At 71.5% G+C, this 15,859-nt stretch carries 10 protein-coding genes and 2 pseudogenes; 8 read left to right on the forward strand and 4 right to left on the reverse strand.

Going from position 1 to position 15,859, the window contains the following annotated elements:
* Positions 1-276: 276 nt before the first annotated feature.
* Complete coding sequence (locus VM636_RS10635) at positions 277-2,529, reverse strand: DEAD/DEAH box helicase (protein ID WP_078962795.1); 2,253 nt, start codon at positions 2,527-2,529, stop codon at positions 277-279.
* 522 nt (positions 2,530-3,051) lie between these two features.
* Between VM636_RS10635 and VM636_RS10640 the strand changes: the two genes are divergently transcribed.
* Entirely contained in the window at positions 3,052-4,278 is a 1,227-nt protein-coding gene (locus tag VM636_RS10640; protein ID WP_030419041.1) for a cytochrome P450, read from the forward strand.
* A 615-nt stretch (positions 4,279-4,893) separates the two neighbouring features.
* Here VM636_RS10640 and VM636_RS10645 read toward each other — a convergent pair.
* Positions 4,894-5,133, reverse strand: a complete 240-nt coding sequence (locus VM636_RS10645; protein WP_324616647.1) for a CstA-like transporter-associated (seleno)protein — start codon at positions 5,131-5,133, stop codon at positions 4,894-4,896.
* Entirely contained in the window at positions 5,130-7,220 is a 2,091-nt protein-coding gene (locus VM636_RS10650; protein WP_234340483.1) for a carbon starvation CstA family protein, read from the reverse strand. The genes VM636_RS10645 and VM636_RS10650 overlap by 4 nt, the downstream gene beginning before the upstream one ends.
* 538 nt (positions 7,221-7,758) lie before the next feature.
* Between VM636_RS10650 and VM636_RS10655 the strand changes: the two are divergent.
* The 3 genes and pseudogenes from VM636_RS10655 to VM636_RS10665 form a co-directional block, all read left to right on the forward strand.
* Positions 7,759-7,998: pseudogene (locus tag VM636_RS10655) on the forward strand (type II toxin-antitoxin system RelE/ParE family toxin); the annotation flags it as partial.
* A gap of 341 nt (positions 7,999-8,339) precedes the next feature.
* Positions 8,340-8,720 (forward strand): CPCC family cysteine-rich protein, encoded by a 381-nt coding sequence (locus VM636_RS10660; RefSeq protein ID WP_053914493.1) that lies wholly within the window; start codon positions 8,340-8,342, stop codon positions 8,718-8,720.
* Positions 8,717-9,448 (forward strand): HEAT repeat domain-containing protein, encoded by a 732-nt coding sequence (locus VM636_RS10665; RefSeq protein WP_053914492.1) that lies wholly within the window; start codon positions 8,717-8,719, stop codon positions 9,446-9,448. Before VM636_RS10660 ends, VM636_RS10665 begins: the two co-directional genes overlap by 4 nt.
* A gap of 88 nt (positions 9,449-9,536) precedes the next feature.
* Here the strand turns inward: VM636_RS10665 and VM636_RS10670 are convergent.
* A pseudogene (locus tag VM636_RS10670) lies at positions 9,537-9,746 on the reverse strand (ATP-binding protein); the annotation flags it as partial.
* 248 nt (positions 9,747-9,994) lie between these two features.
* Between VM636_RS10670 and VM636_RS10675 the strand changes: the two are divergent.
* The 4 genes from VM636_RS10675 to VM636_RS10690 all read left to right on the forward strand — a co-directional run bounded on the left by VM636_RS10675 (position 9,995) and on the right by VM636_RS10690 (position 15,647).
* A complete protein-coding gene (locus tag VM636_RS10675; protein WP_053914491.1) occupies positions 9,995-11,239 on the forward strand; it encodes a helix-turn-helix transcriptional regulator in 1,245 nt (414 codons plus the stop codon).
* 321 nt (positions 11,240-11,560) lie between these two features.
* Positions 11,561-12,352: a TIR domain-containing protein gene (locus tag VM636_RS10680; protein WP_053914490.1), complete on the forward strand. Its 792-nt coding sequence runs from the start codon at positions 11,561-11,563 to the stop codon at positions 12,350-12,352.
* Positions 12,349-14,334: a hypothetical protein gene (locus tag VM636_RS10685; protein ID WP_053914489.1), complete on the forward strand. Its 1,986-nt coding sequence runs from the start codon at positions 12,349-12,351 to the stop codon at positions 14,332-14,334. The genes VM636_RS10680 and VM636_RS10685 overlap by 4 nt, the downstream gene beginning before the upstream one ends.
* Positions 14,331-15,647 carry a hypothetical protein gene (locus VM636_RS10690; protein ID WP_053914488.1) on the forward strand — a complete coding sequence of 439 codons (1,317 nt, stop codon included), beginning with the start codon at positions 14,331-14,333 and terminating at the stop codon, positions 15,645-15,647. Before VM636_RS10685 ends, VM636_RS10690 begins: the two co-directional genes overlap by 4 nt.
* The last annotated feature ends 212 nt before the right edge of the window (positions 15,648-15,859 follow it).

A 15,859-nucleotide genomic window follows, 5' to 3' on the forward strand; every position in this document is an offset into this window, starting at 1 on the left:
ACACGCCCGGGGACCCGCCAGGGACACGCCCGGGGCACATCGCGGCGCACCCTGCGGGACGGGAGACACGCCGCCTGCGCATCCGTACGCGGCGCACCTCTTCGAGTGCGGGAGACCCGCCGCCGGCGCGTCCGCAGCGCGCGCCCCGGACACCGGGGACACGCCGGGTGCCGCCTCCGGGACGGCACCGGGCGGGTTCGACACGCCCGGACCGCGGTCGCGTACGCACTCCGCCGACACGCGGCACGGAGCCCGTACCCCGCCCCCGGTCGCGGCTCAGCCCGCGTCCACGCCGACCTCGTCCGCCCCGATCCCGTCCCCGGCGGTCCCGGCGGTCCCGGTGGCCTCGCCGGTCCCGGCCGCCCCGGCCGCCCCTGCCGCGGCCCGCACGCCGAGGCGGGCCTGCTCCTCCTCGACGATCCGGCGGGCGATCTCCGTGTCGGAGACGTCGACGGCGTCGGGGCTGGCCTCGGCGACGGCGCTGCGCCGGGCGTAGGCGTCGAAGAGGCGGGTCTTGTTCTCCAGCAGCCGGACCAGGCGTTCGTCGACGCCGCCGGTCGTCAGCAGGCGGTGCACGCGGACGGGCCGGACCTGGCCCATGCGGTGGGCCCGCGCGACGGCCTGGTGTTCGAGGGTCGGCTTGACCTGGGGTTCGCACAGGACAACGACGGAGGCGGCCTGGAGGTTGAGGCCGACGCCGGCCGCCTGGATCTGCGCGGCCAGCACCGCCGGGCCGGCCACGGCGGCGAACTCGTCGACCAGGCGCTGGCGCCGGGCGGCCGGGACGCTGCCGGTGAGCGGCCCGAGCACGGTCGCCCCGTCGGCGGCGAGGGCCTCGCCGACCGTGTCCAGCACGTCCCGGAAGACGGAGAAGACGACCGTCTTCCGGCCGTTCTCGCCGGCCTCGCGGACGATCTCCCGGAGCCGCTCCAGCTTGGCCGAACCCTCGGGGCGCAGGTACGCGGCCCGGCGCATCGCCATGAAGTTCCCGGCGCGTACGGCCTCCCGGTAGGCGTCCGCGTCGCAGGCGCTGGGCTCCTCCCACTCGTCGGTGTGCTGGAGGCTCGGCAGTTCGGTGAGGACGTCGTCCTGGTTGCGGCGCAGGTAGACGGGGGCCACCGCCGTGCGGAAGGCGGCCGAGCCGGCCGGGGCGTCCCCGTCGCCGAGGGCGTCCGCGAGGGCGGGGTCGAGCATCCGGACCAGGTTGCGGAACTCGCCGACCCGGTTCTCCATGGGGGTGCCGGTCAGGAAGAGGACGCGCGGGCAGCGCTCGGCCCACCGGGCGACCGCCTGGGACCGCTGGGCCTCGGGGTTCTTGACGTAGTGCGCCTCGTCGACGACAAGCATCCCGAGGTCCTGGCCGTCGGGCACGGGAAAGCCCCGCAGCGCGTCGAAGGTGGTCAGGCCGACCCCGCCGCGTGCCGTCCAGTCGGTGAACGCGCCGTGCCGGCCGGGTCCGTGGAGCAGCGTGGTGCGCAGGGTGCTGCGGGTCTCGATCTCGCGCGTCCAGTTGACGAGGACGCTGGGCGGGCAGACCACCAGGAAGCGGCGGTGTCCCTCGCCCGCCAGGTGGGCCAGCGCGGCGATGGCCTGCACGGTCTTGCCGAGCCCCATCTCGTCGCCGAGCACGACCTTGCCCTGGGCGAGGGCGAACCGCGCCCCGAACGCCTGGTAGCCGCGGAGCGAGACCCGTCGGAGGGAGTCGTCGAGGCGCTGGTCGCGGACGCGTTCGGCGATGCCGTCGGGCAGGAAGCCCTCGGCCGCCGCGGCGTCGGGGGCCCGCCCGGTGATCTCGGCCAGGAGGCTGTAGTACTCGGCGGAGCGCAGTTCGAAGTCGACCCAGGCGGCGACGTCGGTGGCGGGTCCGCGCAGCAGGTCCACGGACGCCTGGGCGATCAGCGCGGGCAGCCCGGCCCGTTCGGCCTCGGCGACCAGGTCCCGTACCCGTGCGACGGCGGCCAGGACGCGGGCCTTGCGTTCCCGTCCGGACAGCAGCATCCGCAACCGCCCCGCGGCGGGCGCGGCCTCCTCCAGCGCCGGGGCGAGCCGGGTACGGAGCCCGGCGGCGGCGTCGGCGGCGCGCCGCGCCTCGGGACCGGCCTCGACGAGGACGTGCAGGGCGCCGACGAGGGCGGTGGTCCGCTCCTCGGGCCGGTCCACGTCGATGTGGACGGCGACGGTCTCGTACGCGGCCTCTGACAGGCGCCGGGCGGCGGCGAGGAGCTGGTCGGCGGTGAGGGCGCCGACGCCGGGTATCTGCCGCAGCCGGTAGGGCCCGGCGCCGAGCACCTGGGCGACGGTGCGCAGGCCGCTCTTCTCGACGGTGCCGAGCCGCAGCCGCCCCTCCGTGACCTCCTGGAGGCGGGCGACGGGGATGGCGTCCAGTTCGCGTTCCACGGCGGCGTCGTGCAGCGGCCTCAGGGCCGCCCGTACCGCCTCCACGGCCCGCTCGTGATCCTGGAGCAGGGCCTCGGCCGCCTCCAGCAGCCGCCCCCCGCCGTCCACCACATCCCGCTCACCACGCCCCATGTCCGGCATCCTCCCATCCGGGCACGACACGTCCCGACGCCCACGGGGTGCGCGGCGGGACGGCGGGAACCGGCCACCTCCCACCGGCCCGCACCCCGTTCGCCCCCGCGCCCGCCCCGGACGTCCCTATCGTGGACAGCGCCCCCCTGCCCCCTGACCCCGCGAACCCCCCGGCCTCACCCGCCGCCCGGAGCCCGGAGCCCGTACGGCCTCCCGGCACCACCGCCGGCCCGCACCTCCACCCGCGTACCAGCGCCGCCCGCACCTGCGGCCCGCACCTCCGCCGCCCCGTACCAGCGCCGCCCGTGTCCCCGCTCCGTACCAGCGCCGCCCGTGCCCCCGCTCCGCGGATACCGCCGCCGTTCCCACCGGTACACCCGCGCCGCGCGCGGGGAGCCGGGACGGACCGGCCGCACAGCCCCGGTCCACGCCACAACCGTCCACAGCTCACCGCGCACGCCCGCCCCGCCGTTCGCGTACCGGCCGGGGGCGGGCGACACGGGAACGTGAAGGAGGGACCCCGTGCCCGAGCAGCCGATCACCGTCCTCGACCCGCAGGCACCCGACCACCACGCCGAACACCGGGCGCTGCGCGCCCTGGGACCGGCGACCAAGGTGGACATCCTCGGCGTGACCGCCTGGTCGGTCACCGACCCGGCGCTGCTCAAACAACTCCTCACCAGCCCGCGGGTCTCGAAGGACCTGCGGGCGCACTGGCCGGCGTTCGCCGAGACGGTGGCCACCTGGCCCCTCGCCCTGTGGATCAGCGCGGGCAACATGTTCACCGCTTTCGGCGCGGACCACCGCAGGCTGCGCCGACTGGTGTCGCCGGCGTTCGTGCCGCGCCGCGTCCAGGCGCTGCGGCCGGGCGTGGAGGAGATCGTGTCCGGCCTGCTCGACGGCCTCGCCGCACTGCCCTGCGACGAACCTGTCGACCTGCGGGAACATCTCGCCCACCCGCTGCCGATCGCGGTCATCGGCCGGCTCATGGGCATCCCCGAGGACCAACGCCCGCGGTTCCGCGTCCTGGTGGACGGCGTCTTCGCCACCACCCTCACCGCCGACCAGGCCGCCGCCAACGCCGCCGAACTGTACGGGGCCCTCGACCGGCTGATCTCCGCCAAACGCGCCCGGCCCGGCGACGACATGACCTCCCTGCTCCTCTCGGCCCGCGACGAGGAGGGCGACGGCGGCGGCCTGACCGGCGAGGAGGTACGGGACACGCTGCTGCTGATGATCAGCGCCGGGTACGAGACCACGGTCAACGTCATCGACCAGGCGCTGACCGCCCTGCTGGCCGACCCGGCCCACCTCGGCCACCTGCGGGCCGGCCGCACCGACTGGTCCGACGTGGTCGAGGAGACCCTGCGTCACGAACCCGCCGTCAAACACCTGCCGTTGCGCTGCGCCCTCGCGGACATCCCCCTGCCCGACGGCCGGGTCATCGCCCGGGGCGACGCGATCCTCGCCTCGTACGGCGCGGCCAACCGGCACCCCGGCTGGCACGGCGAGTCCGCCGACCTCTTCGACGCCACGCGGGCCGCGAAGGACCACCTGGCCTTCGGTCACGGGGTGCACTTCTGCCTCGGCGCCCCGCTGGCACGCCTCGAAGTGGCCACCGCCCTGCGCCTGTTCTTCGCCCGGTTCCCGGCCGCCCGGCTCGCCGTCCCGGTGGAGGAACTGCGCCCGTTGCCCACCCTGATCAGCAACGGCCACACCGCGCTGCCGGTCCGTCTGGGCCCGGCCTGACGCCCCCGGTGTCCCCCGCCTCCGCACGCCCCACGGCCGGGCGCCGCTGCGGCTTCACCCGCGGCGGCGCGCGCCCCCCGGCCGGCCCGTCCACGACCGAACGGGACGGTCGGGCGCGATGCGCCTGGTCACCGCCCGAGGGCCGGCGCCCCGAGAGCGCCGACGGCACCGTCGGAGCCGTGTCCCGTGTCCGGTCACCGCGACGCGCCCGAGGGCACCATGTAGTCGGGCAGCCGGCCGGCAGGGGCCGGAGCCGGGCGGTGCCGACACGCCGGCCCTCGGCGGCCACCAGGTGGCGGCGACTCGCCACCTGAAGGCTCGGTGCACACCACCACGGCCTGGGCGGCATTCTGATGGACAGTCAGCACGCTCTCGATCACGCCCCGTTCGACCCGGTTACCCCGGAGCTTCACCTGCGGTCGGTCCGGCCGAGGTAGTCCAGGGTGCCGTCGGCGAGCCAGCGGACCAGTCACACGGGTGCGGTACATCCGGCTGCCCGGCCGCCGAACGTGTCCGCACGAAGCGGCCTGCGGTCAGCGCCGACCGGTTCGCGTACCCGGGGGCCGGCGCGCGGCGCCGGCCCCCCCGTGACCTCGGGTACCGGCGCCGGGTTCGTCAGCAGCATCGTCCGCCCTCGCGGGGGTCACGGCCCCTGCGGTCGAGGCGGTCGCGTTCGAACTCCTGGCGGCTGAGCACCGGTCGGCCCGATGCCCGGGTGTGCTCCACGTAACGGCCGTACGCGTGCTCGCCGTTCAGCTCCGCCACGTACCAGCGGACCCATGCGGCACCGCGGCGGGCGCGTTCGAGGAGGCCGCCCCGCACCATGCCGTGCGGGGCGCCACCGGGCGCCGTCACCGGGTGCCCGCCGACACCGCGTCGGGGGCCTCGGGCTCTCGGCGTGACGGGATCCGGGACTCGACGTACTCGGCCTCCGCGAGCGGCAGCGAGCCACCGTTGCGTATCGCCTTGACCGCGGTCCGGGCGCAGGCGAACACCACGACGATGGTCAGCACCGCGAACACCACCGACAGGGTGCCGGTGACCGTCGAGTTGGTGACGACGGTCGCCATGTCGTCCAGGGACTTGGCGGGGGCCAGGACGGTGCCCTGGTCGAGCGCGTCCTGGTACTTGGCGCGCTGGGCGAAGAAGCCGATCGCCGGGTTGTCGGAGAACACCTTCTGCCACGAGGCGGTCATGGTGATCGCGAGCGCCCAGGCCAGCGGAACCCCGGTCACCCAGGCCCACTTGAGACGGCCCGACTTGATCAGGAGGGCGGTGGAGATGGCCAGGGCGATGGAGGCGAGCAACTGGTTGGCCGTGCCGAAGAGCGGGAAGAGCTGGTTGATGCCGCCGAGCGGGTCGGTGACACCGACCCAGAGGAAGTAGCCCCAGGCGAGGACGACCACGGCCGACGTGATCCAGATGCCGGGCCGCCAGTCCTTGTCCCTGAACCGCGGTGCGACGTTGCCGAGCGTGTCCTGGAGCATGAAGCGGCCCACGCGCGTACCGGCGTCCACGGCGGTGAGGATGAACAACGCCTCGAACATGATGGCGAAGTGGTACCAGAAGGACATCATGCCGTCGCTGCCGAAGGCCTTCGAGAGGATCACCGCGATGCCGACCGCGAGCGTCGGCGCGCCGCCGGTACGGGCGACGAGCGACTCCTCACCGACCGATTCCGCCATCTGCCGCAAGGTCTCGGGGGTGATGTGGAAACCGAAGCCGGCGACCGCGTCGGACGCGGACTGCAGGCTGTCACCGAGGACTCCTGCCGGGGCGTTCATCGCGTAGTACAGACCTGGGTCGAGGATGCACGCGGCCACCAGGGCCATGATCGCGACGAAGGACTCCATCAGCATCGAGCCGTAGCCGATGAGGGGGACGTGCGACTCCTTCTCGATCATCTTCGGGGTGGTGCCCGAGGAGATCAGCGCGTGGAAGCCGGAGAGGGCGCCACACGCGATGGTGATGAAGGCGAAGGGGAAGAGCCCGCCGGCGAACACCGGCCCGTTGCCCTCGCGGGCGAAACTGGAGATCGGGTCGACCGTGAGATCCGGCATCGCGAACAGGACACCGACCGCGAGCAGCACGATCACCCCGACCTTCATGAAGGTGGAGAGGTAGTCGCGCGGTGCGAGCAGCAGCCACACGGGCAGGACCGAGGCCACGAAGCCATAGACCACCAGGCAGAACGCCAGCGTCGTGGGCGACAGGACGAAGGCGTCGGCGAACGAGGAATCGGCGACCCAGTTGCCACCGAGGATGGCCGCGATGAGCAGGACGAAGCCGATCAGGCTGACCTCGGTGACCCGGCCCGGCCGCAGATAGCGCAGGTAGCAACCCATGAACAGGGCGATCGGCATGGTCATCGCGATCGAGAAGGTGCCCCACGCGGACTCGGCGAGGGCGTTGACCACGATCATCGCGAGCACGGCCAGAATGATGATCATGATGGCGAAGACCGAGATGAGCGCCGCGATGCCACCGACCCGGCCGATCTCCTCGCGGGCCATCTGCCCGAGCGACTTGCCGTCGCGGCGCATCGAGAAGAACAGGACCACCATGTCCTGGACCGCGCCCGCGAAGATCACACCGACGATGATCCAGACAGTGCCCGGCAGATAACCCATCTGCGCGGCGAGCACGGGACCGACCAGGGGACCCGCGCCCGCGATGGCCGCGAAGTGGTGGCCGAAGAGGACACGTTTGTCGGTCGGGTGGTAGTCGACGCCGTCGTCGAACCGCTCGGCCGGGGTGGCGCGCCGGTCATCGACCTTGAGCACCTTGCGCGCGATGAACCGGGCGTAGAAGCGCTGGGCGATCAGGTACGAGCCGATCGCGGCAGCCACGATCCAGATCGCGGAAACCTTCTCCCCCCGGGAGAGCGCGAGCACGGACCAGCCCGTTGCGCCGAGCGCGGCGACGGCCGTCCAGATCGCCACTTGGACGGGATTGAATCTGCGCACTGTGTGTTTCCTGCTTCTCTCGTAGCAAGCCGGCGGGCAGGTGCCGCGGCTCCCCGGGGAGTCGTCTCCACCCTGTGCGCCGACATCAGGCAGCCGTCCGGCCACGGACGGAGCCCGGCGGCGGTCGGACGGCACGTGGCCCGCCGGACGGCGCGCCTGGCGACATCGGACACGACACCCAGCGGTGTCATGTCCACCATCACCGAAGATATGTTCCGCGCCCGAGAATCTAAACATCAGTAGTTTCGACATCAACAATGTGCCCGCATCTCACACTTTTCCCCCGTATACGGCTGACGGTCCGCGCTTCCGGTCAGCTCCGGGCAGGCCCGCCTCGCAAAGTCCTGCTCCTGAGCCGGCGGAGCCTCGCGGGTCAATTGCCCCACACATCAAGCAGGTTGGTGAAACGCACCCGTGAGCCGCCGGCCGCCCCCGGACCTCTCCGGCACCCGGACCCCAGACCCCGGGCCCCGGCACCCGGCCCCCCGCCGGACACCAACACCCCTCCACGCGACACCCCGAGGCGCAGGCCGAGCTTCGGAAGATCCCCCGCGACATGGCGCTGCGCATCCTGGCCAAGCTGACCGAGCTGGAGACCGACCCTCTCGGCTTCAACACCACCGCACTCGTGTCACAGCCCGAACGGCGCCGTCTTCGCGTCGGCGACTACCGCGTCGCCTACACGATCGACAACGGCGAGCCGGTGGCCTGGGTCGTTCACGTGGGACACCGGTCCACCGTTGACGAGACCTGATTACCCGCTGACTCCACGCCAGAATATCCAGCACCCATCCAGCACGGTGACGACGAAGGGGTCGGACTCGACAGAGTCCAACCCCTTCTGAGCTGCACACTTGACGAGTCACGTCACGTACAGTAAGTGTGCGATTACACGTTGAACCGGAACGTCTACGGTCTGATCCTGACCTGCGGCGGAGCCCTCTCCAGGGCTCTGACCTGGTATTTCCTTGTTGGCGTGCGTTGGCTCCAGACGGCTGTTTACGGGTGTCCTGCGGACTGGCTGCGGACTGCCCGGGGGTGCCGAGGCCGAGAAATCCATGGCGCACCGGCCGGACCTGCAACGAGACTGCGACGGTGAGCGACCGCTACCCCTGTCCCTGCTGCGGGCACCGCGTGCTCGACGTCATGCCCGGCTCCTACGCGATCTGCCCCGTCTGCTTCTGGGAGGACGACGAGGTCCAGTTCCGCTGGCCGGCCGTGGCAGGCGGGGCGAACAAGGTCTCCCTGATCGAGGCCCAGCGCAACTACCAGGACTTCGGCGCCTGCAACCAGCACGGCCGCCGGTACGTCCGCCCTCCGGCCGAGGACGAGCCACTCGACCCCGCCTGGCGGCCCATCGACCTGAGGCGCGACTCCTTCGAGGGCTGGACAGCCGAGGACCGCGCCCCGTGGCCCGACGACCGGTCGGTGCTCTTCTGGTGGCTTCCCACCTTCTGGCGCCGGGACCACCCGTGACCGCCCACATCGAGAGACTCATCCAGCGGCTCGATGACTCGACCGGACCGTCGTACGACGCCCGCGCGGAACTGATCGACATCGGCTCCGATGCCATCCCCGCCATCATCGACGGTCTGCCCTCCCTCAGCGGCTTCGGGCTGCTGACCGCCATCGAGGTCTTCGAAGAGGTGGCGGACCCACGCTGCGGCCCCGCCCTGATCGTCCTCCTGCGCAGCGACGACCCCACTGTCCGGGAATGGGCGGCGATGGCCCTGGCGAGCCTGAAGATCGACGGCGCGGTCGAGCCCGTGCGCCGCGCCTATCGCGCCTGCCTGGAACGGGCGACCCCACCGGACTGGAGCGAGCCCGTCGGCATCCGTTGGGCCCTGACCGAACTCGGCGCCCGCACCCTCGTCGTCCCACCTCTCACCGCACACCTACGCGCCAGCGCTGCGGACGACGCCCCCGGCTGGCCCTCGGCCCACTTCGCCGAGATCATCAACGACCTGGCTGACCACGCCCAGGTGATCCTCTACTCCCAGTTCTGGCGGGTGGACGTCGACTGCACATACGGCACTTCCGGCACCGGCCTGGACTGGGAACTCGACTGGACCGCGACCTGGGAACACTTGGTCGAAGAGTCCCTCACCTGGTCCCTGCTGGAAGCCTCCGAAGCCCCCGTCGGCGACGACATCTTCGTCGCCCCCACCTGGATCGACCGTACCGACCTAAACCCGGAGAGGTGACCGATGCCGTTCCAGCACCCCAAGGAGACCGGCTACGGCCATGTGGTCGAGCGCTACGTCACGAGGAAGGACTCGGACCACCCGCGCTATCGAACGCGGCATCCCAGCTCTCCGGCCGCGCGGCGGCCACGAGCCGCGCCATCAGCAGCTTCGACGCCTGGGCATCCCGAGACGAACTGTCCAAGATCATCTCCAGGGGACGCGCAGGTTGCCGCGTAGAACAAGAACGGGCTCCGGACCGCTTTGCAAGCTGTTCGACCAGCCGTGACTTGCCCACCCGGCACCGCCTTTTCAACATCACGCACCGACCGGGCCGCTTCCCCGCCGCCACCTTCTGCAGCTCGACAGAAGAGGCAACGGGCAACCCCACCGAACCCCGATTCTTGAGGCGCGCCTCATGCCAGACTCGTCCTCGGATGCGAAGCGAAATGCCGCGGTCACAACAGGTGTTCGTCGTCGGCCTTCGCGTCGGCCAATGAATGTCGAACGAAAGTTCCCTGCGGGAGCGCACAACTCTCACGATCACTGTTCAAGGGGAGTCTAACGATGAGCACACCTTTACGTTTCGGCCCGGAACTTCGCCGTTTACGGCAGGAATCGGGGCTGACTCTGACCGAGTTCTCCGTAGCGCTCAACTACGACAAGGGGCACCTCAGCAAGGTCGAGCGCGGGGAACGTTCCGCATCCCCCGAACTGGCCCGGCGGTGCGACGCCTTCCTCGGGGCGAACGGCGAGCTGCGGCGCCTGGCCGTCCGACCCGAGAGCGACTCGGACACCACCGAAATGCCCTCCGCCACGAACCTCTGGCTCGTCGGGCGCCGGGCGGTCCTCTCGGCGGGTACGGGGGCGCTGATCGACCTCGGCCTGAAACTCGGCAGTCAGGCGCCCGCTGCCGCCGCCCCCCTCCTCCCCTTCTTCCGCGCGCAGTTCGACCAACTGCGAAAGCTCGGCCAGTCCACCGCGCCAAAGGCCCTGCTTCCCCTGCTGGAGACGCAGACGCGCACGGTCGCCGAGCTGGCCGCCGGCGCCCCGTCCGCCACTCGTGCCCCTGGGTTCCTGCTCGCGTCGCGGTTCGCGGAGTTCACCGGCTGGATGGCCCAGGAGGCCGGGAACAGCAGCGCGGCTCTCGGCTGGACCGGTGAGGCCGCCGAACTGGCGCATGCGGGGGGCGATCCTTACCTCGGTTCCTACGCGCTCGTGCGACGCGCCCTTGTCACGCTCTACGACGGGGACTCCGCAGGCACCGTCACCCTGGCCCGGCGGGCCCAGAGCAGCGAACTCCCGCCGCGCATCCGGGGACTCGCGGCCCAGCGGGAGGCGCAGGGACACGCGCTCATCGGCGACGAAGACGATTGCCTCCGCAGTCTCGACAGGGCGCGGGAACTGCTCGATAGCGACGACGCCCGCAGCGGCGCCGAGCCCGTGATCGGCACCATCCACGTGAGCGATCCGGCGGCGATGACGACCGGCTGGTGCCTGTACGACCTCGGTCGCCCCAAGGCCGCCGCCGAGGTCCTCGACCGGGAGTGCCTCCGCCTCCCAGCGCACGCGCTGCGCACCCGCGCCCGGTACGGCTTCCGCAGGGCTTTGGCCCACGCCGCCTCCGGAGAGGCCGAGCACGCGTGCGCGATCGCCGGGGAGTTCCTGGGGATGATGCCGGCCGTGCCCTCGGCGACGGTGAACAGCGACGTCCGGCGTCTCGCGCGGGAACTCTCCCGGTTCCGGAGCAGCCGGGCCGTACACGATCTGCAACCGGCGCTGGCACGGGTACTCGCCCCCGCGCACGACTGATACCGCTTCCACGACCGACGCCAGCCCCTCAAGCCGTCCGGCTCGCCGGACTGTCCGGTCGGCCCTCCGGATCCCACGATCCCGACCGGACCCTCTGATCCCCGCCCGACGTGTCACGCCGTGCCCTGCCTTCCTCGGGCTACCCGCGACCAGTGAAGCGCCGGGCGGCCCACCTCCATCCGTACGCCCTTCCGTGGACGCACCGTGCCGTCACGCGGTCGGGACCTCATGCCCCGGGTGGACCAGAGCCCCGGAGCCCTGTCTGCAGCCCTCGCGCCCATACCCATGCGTCTCCGTCCTCCTCTCACGAAGGGAACTTTCATGCCCGACGTCTTCGTCAACTACCGCACAGGTGACGTGGAAAACGCCGCGACCATGATCGCGCGAGAGCTCTCCCGCCGGTTCGGCGACGAGCGGGTCTTCTTCGCCAGCAACTCGATCGAGGCCGGTCGCCGTTTCCCGGTGGAATTGACCAGGGCTATGGAGGAGTGCCAGGCACTTCTCGTCGTGATCGGCCCGCGTTGGGCGGAGGTGCAGGGGGCCGACGGCCGCCCCGCCCTCGAAGCCGAACAGGACTGGACCCGACGTGAGATCCAGACCGCGCTCGACCGCGGGATCCTGGTGATCCCCGTGCTCGTCGGAAAGGCCACGCGGATCGACCCCTCCGTCCTCCCGGAAGGCCTGCGGGAACTGGCAGACTGCCAGTACAGGCGGTTCGACCACCGCAACGCAGAGTCGGACCTGACGTCGCTCGGCGACACCCTCGCCCGGCTGCTGCCGGAGCTGGGCGCGGAGGACCGCGACGCCCGTGCGGCGCGGGAGCGGGCGGAGGCGAAGACCCGCAAGAAGTCGGACCGGGCCGCCGGACATACCAGGATGCGGACGCGCGACGTCGAGCAGCGCGTGCGCGGCGGCATCGGAAACCTCAACGGGGACCTGGGCACCTTCATCAACGAGCCGCAGGGTCCCGTGAATACCGGTCGGGGCCACCAGTACAACGCCCCGCACTTCCAGGGCAACAACACCGGGGCCCAGTTCACGGCAGGCGACAACAGCGGTACAGTCCACCAGCGCTTCGAGCGTGAGCGCCAACGCTCGGACGACGGACGATGACCGGACAGGACCGCGTCACCGTCAACGATCCGCGCGCCCCGGTGAACAACGGCGAGGGGCGCCAGTACGTCTTCTACGGCGTCGGCGGGGACTGGATGATCCGAAAAGGGGTCGAGTCCCTCCGGATCGCCCGCGAGGACCGGATGCGCCTGGCCGACCGGTTCGTTCCGCCGCGGAGCTACCGCGTCGCCGCCGACCGCCTGGAGAAGCCCGGATCGGTGGTGCTGCTGGAGGCTCCGCCCGGCAGCGGCCGCCGTGCCGCGGCGATCATGCTGCTGCACGGGGTCGGTGAGGACGGGGGCGCCGACGAGGAGGAGGTCCGGTTCGAGGAGCTTCCCGTCACGGGCAAGGACGAGAACCCCCTCGCTCCCGATGAGGGGGACCGCTTCCTCCTCGACCTCTCCGGGATCGCCGACGAGGAGGCGTATGCCAAGGCCCAGCTCCACCTGGCCGTGCGCCGGTCACAGGTCCAGGATGCGGGGGCCCACATGGTCGTCGTCCTGCCGTCGGGCATGGAGCACGCCCACGCGCCGGGCCTCGAACCGCACACGGTGACACTGGGGCGCCCCCGGGGCGTCGCCGTCGTCACCCGGTACCTCCGCATGGACCGGATGGCCTTCCGCCCCGCGGACCTGGGGAGTGCCGAGCTCCAGTGCCTGTACGACCGCTCCCCCATGCGGGAACTGGCGCGGTTCGCTGGGCTGGTGAGGGTCGCTCGTGACAGCGGCCGGTTCGGCGCCGACTTCGCGGCATGGCTCGACCAGGCGATGCACGCGGTGGCCGACCGCGCCGGTGAGGTGGGCCGACAGGTGGCCTCGGTCCGCACCGCGCCCGAGCGGGCCCTGCTGCTCGCGGCGGCAATGTTCGAGGAGGCTGGCGCCGACATCGTCTACGAGGCGTGGCACGGCCTGATGAGGACGGTGAGGCACGAGGAGGAGGCAACGACCGAGCTCGCGCGGACGGATTTCGGGGAGCGGTTGGCGGGCCTCGGAATCGAGCGGGACCCGGACGGACGGCTCCGCTTCGAGCGGCTGGCCTACGCCGACGCGGTACGGACGTACTTCTGGGCGAACTTCCCCGGGGTACGCGACGATCTCAGGGACTGGATCGGTCACGCCGCCGGGCTGCGCGGCCTGACCACCGACGACCGGATGAACGTCATCGTCCGCTTCGGTGAACGGTCCCTGGCCGTCGGGCAGCCCGGCCATCTCTTCGACCTTGCGGTCCGCTGGGCGGACAGCGCGACCGGGGCGTCCTGCGATCCGCGCGCCGTGGCGGCCCTCGAACTCGGCCTCAGTCACGAGAGGTTCGGAGGGTGGTTCCGCAAGCGGATGTACAGGTGCGTGAGTTCCGGCTCCTTGTCGGACGGCCTCGTCCGCGCCCTGACCGTCGCCTGCCTGCAAAGCCTCGGCGCGACGCACCCGGATCAGGCGATGGTACGGCTCCACTACCTCGCCGTACGGAAGGGGGAGGCGGCACGCGAGGCCCGGGAGGCACTTCTCGGCCTCGCCGGCCGCGACCGCCGGCTCTACCGGCTGATGATCGACCGCCTGCGGGACCGGACACGTCGGGAGCCGCACAAGGCGGAGCCTCACCTCCGTTTGCTCACGGAGCTGTTGAGGAGCGACCGGGCACCGGACCCGCCGCCGTGGCCGGACCTGTTCCTGGGTTGGGAGACGGTGTTCTCCCAACCGCCGACGGAACTCTGGAACCTGCTGGTGAGCAGCTGGCTGAGCGCCGTGGCGGGCGACAGTACGCGGGAAATGGCGCTGGGCGTGATGGTCAGGGCAACGCACGGCCGCACGGCCGCCCTCCACCGCCTCTACATCATCGCCTGCAGCTGGGCGGGGCCCGCGTGCCATCCGTCCCGGGCGGGCGTCGCCGCCCTCTTCTGGCAGCACATCGACCACGCGCAATACGCCCGCACGGAGAATACGGAGCGTGCGGGCGCCGGATCACGGACCACGGAAGAGGCACGATGAGACACCGCTTTCCCAACCTGCTGTTCGTAGTTCTTTGCGGCCTCACACCGGCTGTGCTCGGAAACCTCCTGCACTGGTCGCCGTGGCTGTGGGGTTTCATGTCCATGGTCATGACCTCAGGCTCCCTGCTGCTCGTGATGACGGCCCTAAGCGGTGGCCGCGCGTCGGCTGGCCCGTACGAGCCCGGGAAACCCGTGCCTCCCGCGGCGCCGGCGGAGCAGCCGTACCAGGAAACGCGGGTGGTTGACGCGGCGCTGCCGAGCGCGGCGGACGGCTACGACTTCCTCTTCTCTGCCACCGTGTGGTGGAAGCCAGTCCTCGACCACGCCGACCGGTCCGATGACGCCTCCCCAGCCCTCGCCGTGTCCTCGGTCGTCAGCCGGGCCCTGGAGGTCGTCCGCTGTGAGAAGCCTGGCCGGGCCAGCTTCGCGCGGTATCTCCTGGAGGGAGAGCTGGGCGTCCTGCTCCCGGACCGTAGCGGACGGGTGAAGGCCCTGGCGGCCGATGTGACGCTGACTCTCACCCCCGCCGACCGCGAGCGCCTGCGGAAGTTGAACGACCTTCGCAAGGACGAGGAGATCTGGGAGTACGAGCGTCAGCACGAGTGCAACAAGCGGCGCTACCTCGGTGACGACGTGCTCAAGAGCGCGGGCAGCGCGGTGGTGTGGTGGCTGGCCCGTCACGAGAACGAGATCGAGAAGGCGGTCGACATGATCGGCCCGCTCGCCCAGATCGCGGCGGCGGCCAATGACAAGGATGTACCCGAGCTCTTCCGTCACCTGCTCGTACCGCACGTAGGCGCGCGGAGCGAGGCAATCGTCGGGGGCCAACTGTGGGACGGACACGGCCAGGAAGGAGGGGTGTTCGACCCCGAGGAGGAAGTAGGGGTCTCGGATCGGCTGCGCCTGTTGCTGGCGGCGGCGGGCCTGAAGCCGGACATGGACGGGTACACGGTGCTTGTGCACCGTGTGGTGCGGAGCATGGAAGAGGAAGGGCTGGACGAGGCCGCCGATGAGATCAGGCGGACCTTTCTCCCGGCGCCCGACGAGGGCGACGACGAGGGGCCGGGGGGCGGGCCTTCGGGCGAAGGGGACCATACGGGGCCCTGGTCGCCGCGCTTCCCGGACGCCGAGGGCTCGTCGTTCACTACCGCGACCGCGGACCCGGATGCCGACGTGGGCGAACGGAACCAAGGTCAGCGGGAGACGAGCGAGAGCGACACGATACCTCCACCCTTCCGCGACACCTCGCACAGCCAGCACCGACCCGCCGCACCTCGCGCATGGGACGAGGACGACGAGTACGGGAGCTGATCCGGTAGGCGGTCGGCTCTCCGGGGCTTCCCTTCACCGCGCACCGCGGCAGGGGAGCCCTTTCCTGTCCCGAGACCTGAGTAAGCGCGGGAAGGAGAAAAGCAGGACACGAACCATCACTGGAGCCTCGACATCCCAGCACCTCCCCGCGCGGGAACTGACCAGGGGCCCGACCTAGAAAGGTCGGGCCCCTCATGACCTGTATGTTTGTC

The sequence above is a fragment of the Streptomyces sp. SCSIO 75703 genome (genome assembly GCF_036607905.1).
Taxonomy (GTDB): domain Bacteria; phylum Actinomycetota; class Actinomycetes; order Streptomycetales; family Streptomycetaceae; genus Streptomyces.

Coding starts and splice junctions, on each gene's coding strand:
- VM636_RS10680 (WP_053914490.1), top strand. CDS start 11,561: ATGCCCGACGTCTTCGTCAACTACCGCACAGGTGACGTGGAAAACGCC.
- VM636_RS10635 (WP_078962795.1), bottom strand. CDS start 2,529: ATGGGGCGTGGTGAGCGGGATGTGGTGGACGGCGGGGGGCGGCTGCTG.
- VM636_RS10675 (WP_053914491.1), top strand. CDS start 9,995: ATGAGCACACCTTTACGTTTCGGCCCGGAACTTCGCCGTTTACGGCAG.
- VM636_RS10685 (WP_053914489.1), top strand. CDS start 12,349: ATGACCGGACAGGACCGCGTCACCGTCAACGATCCGCGCGCCCCGGTG.
- VM636_RS10690 (WP_053914488.1), top strand. CDS start 14,331: ATGAGACACCGCTTTCCCAACCTGCTGTTCGTAGTTCTTTGCGGCCTC.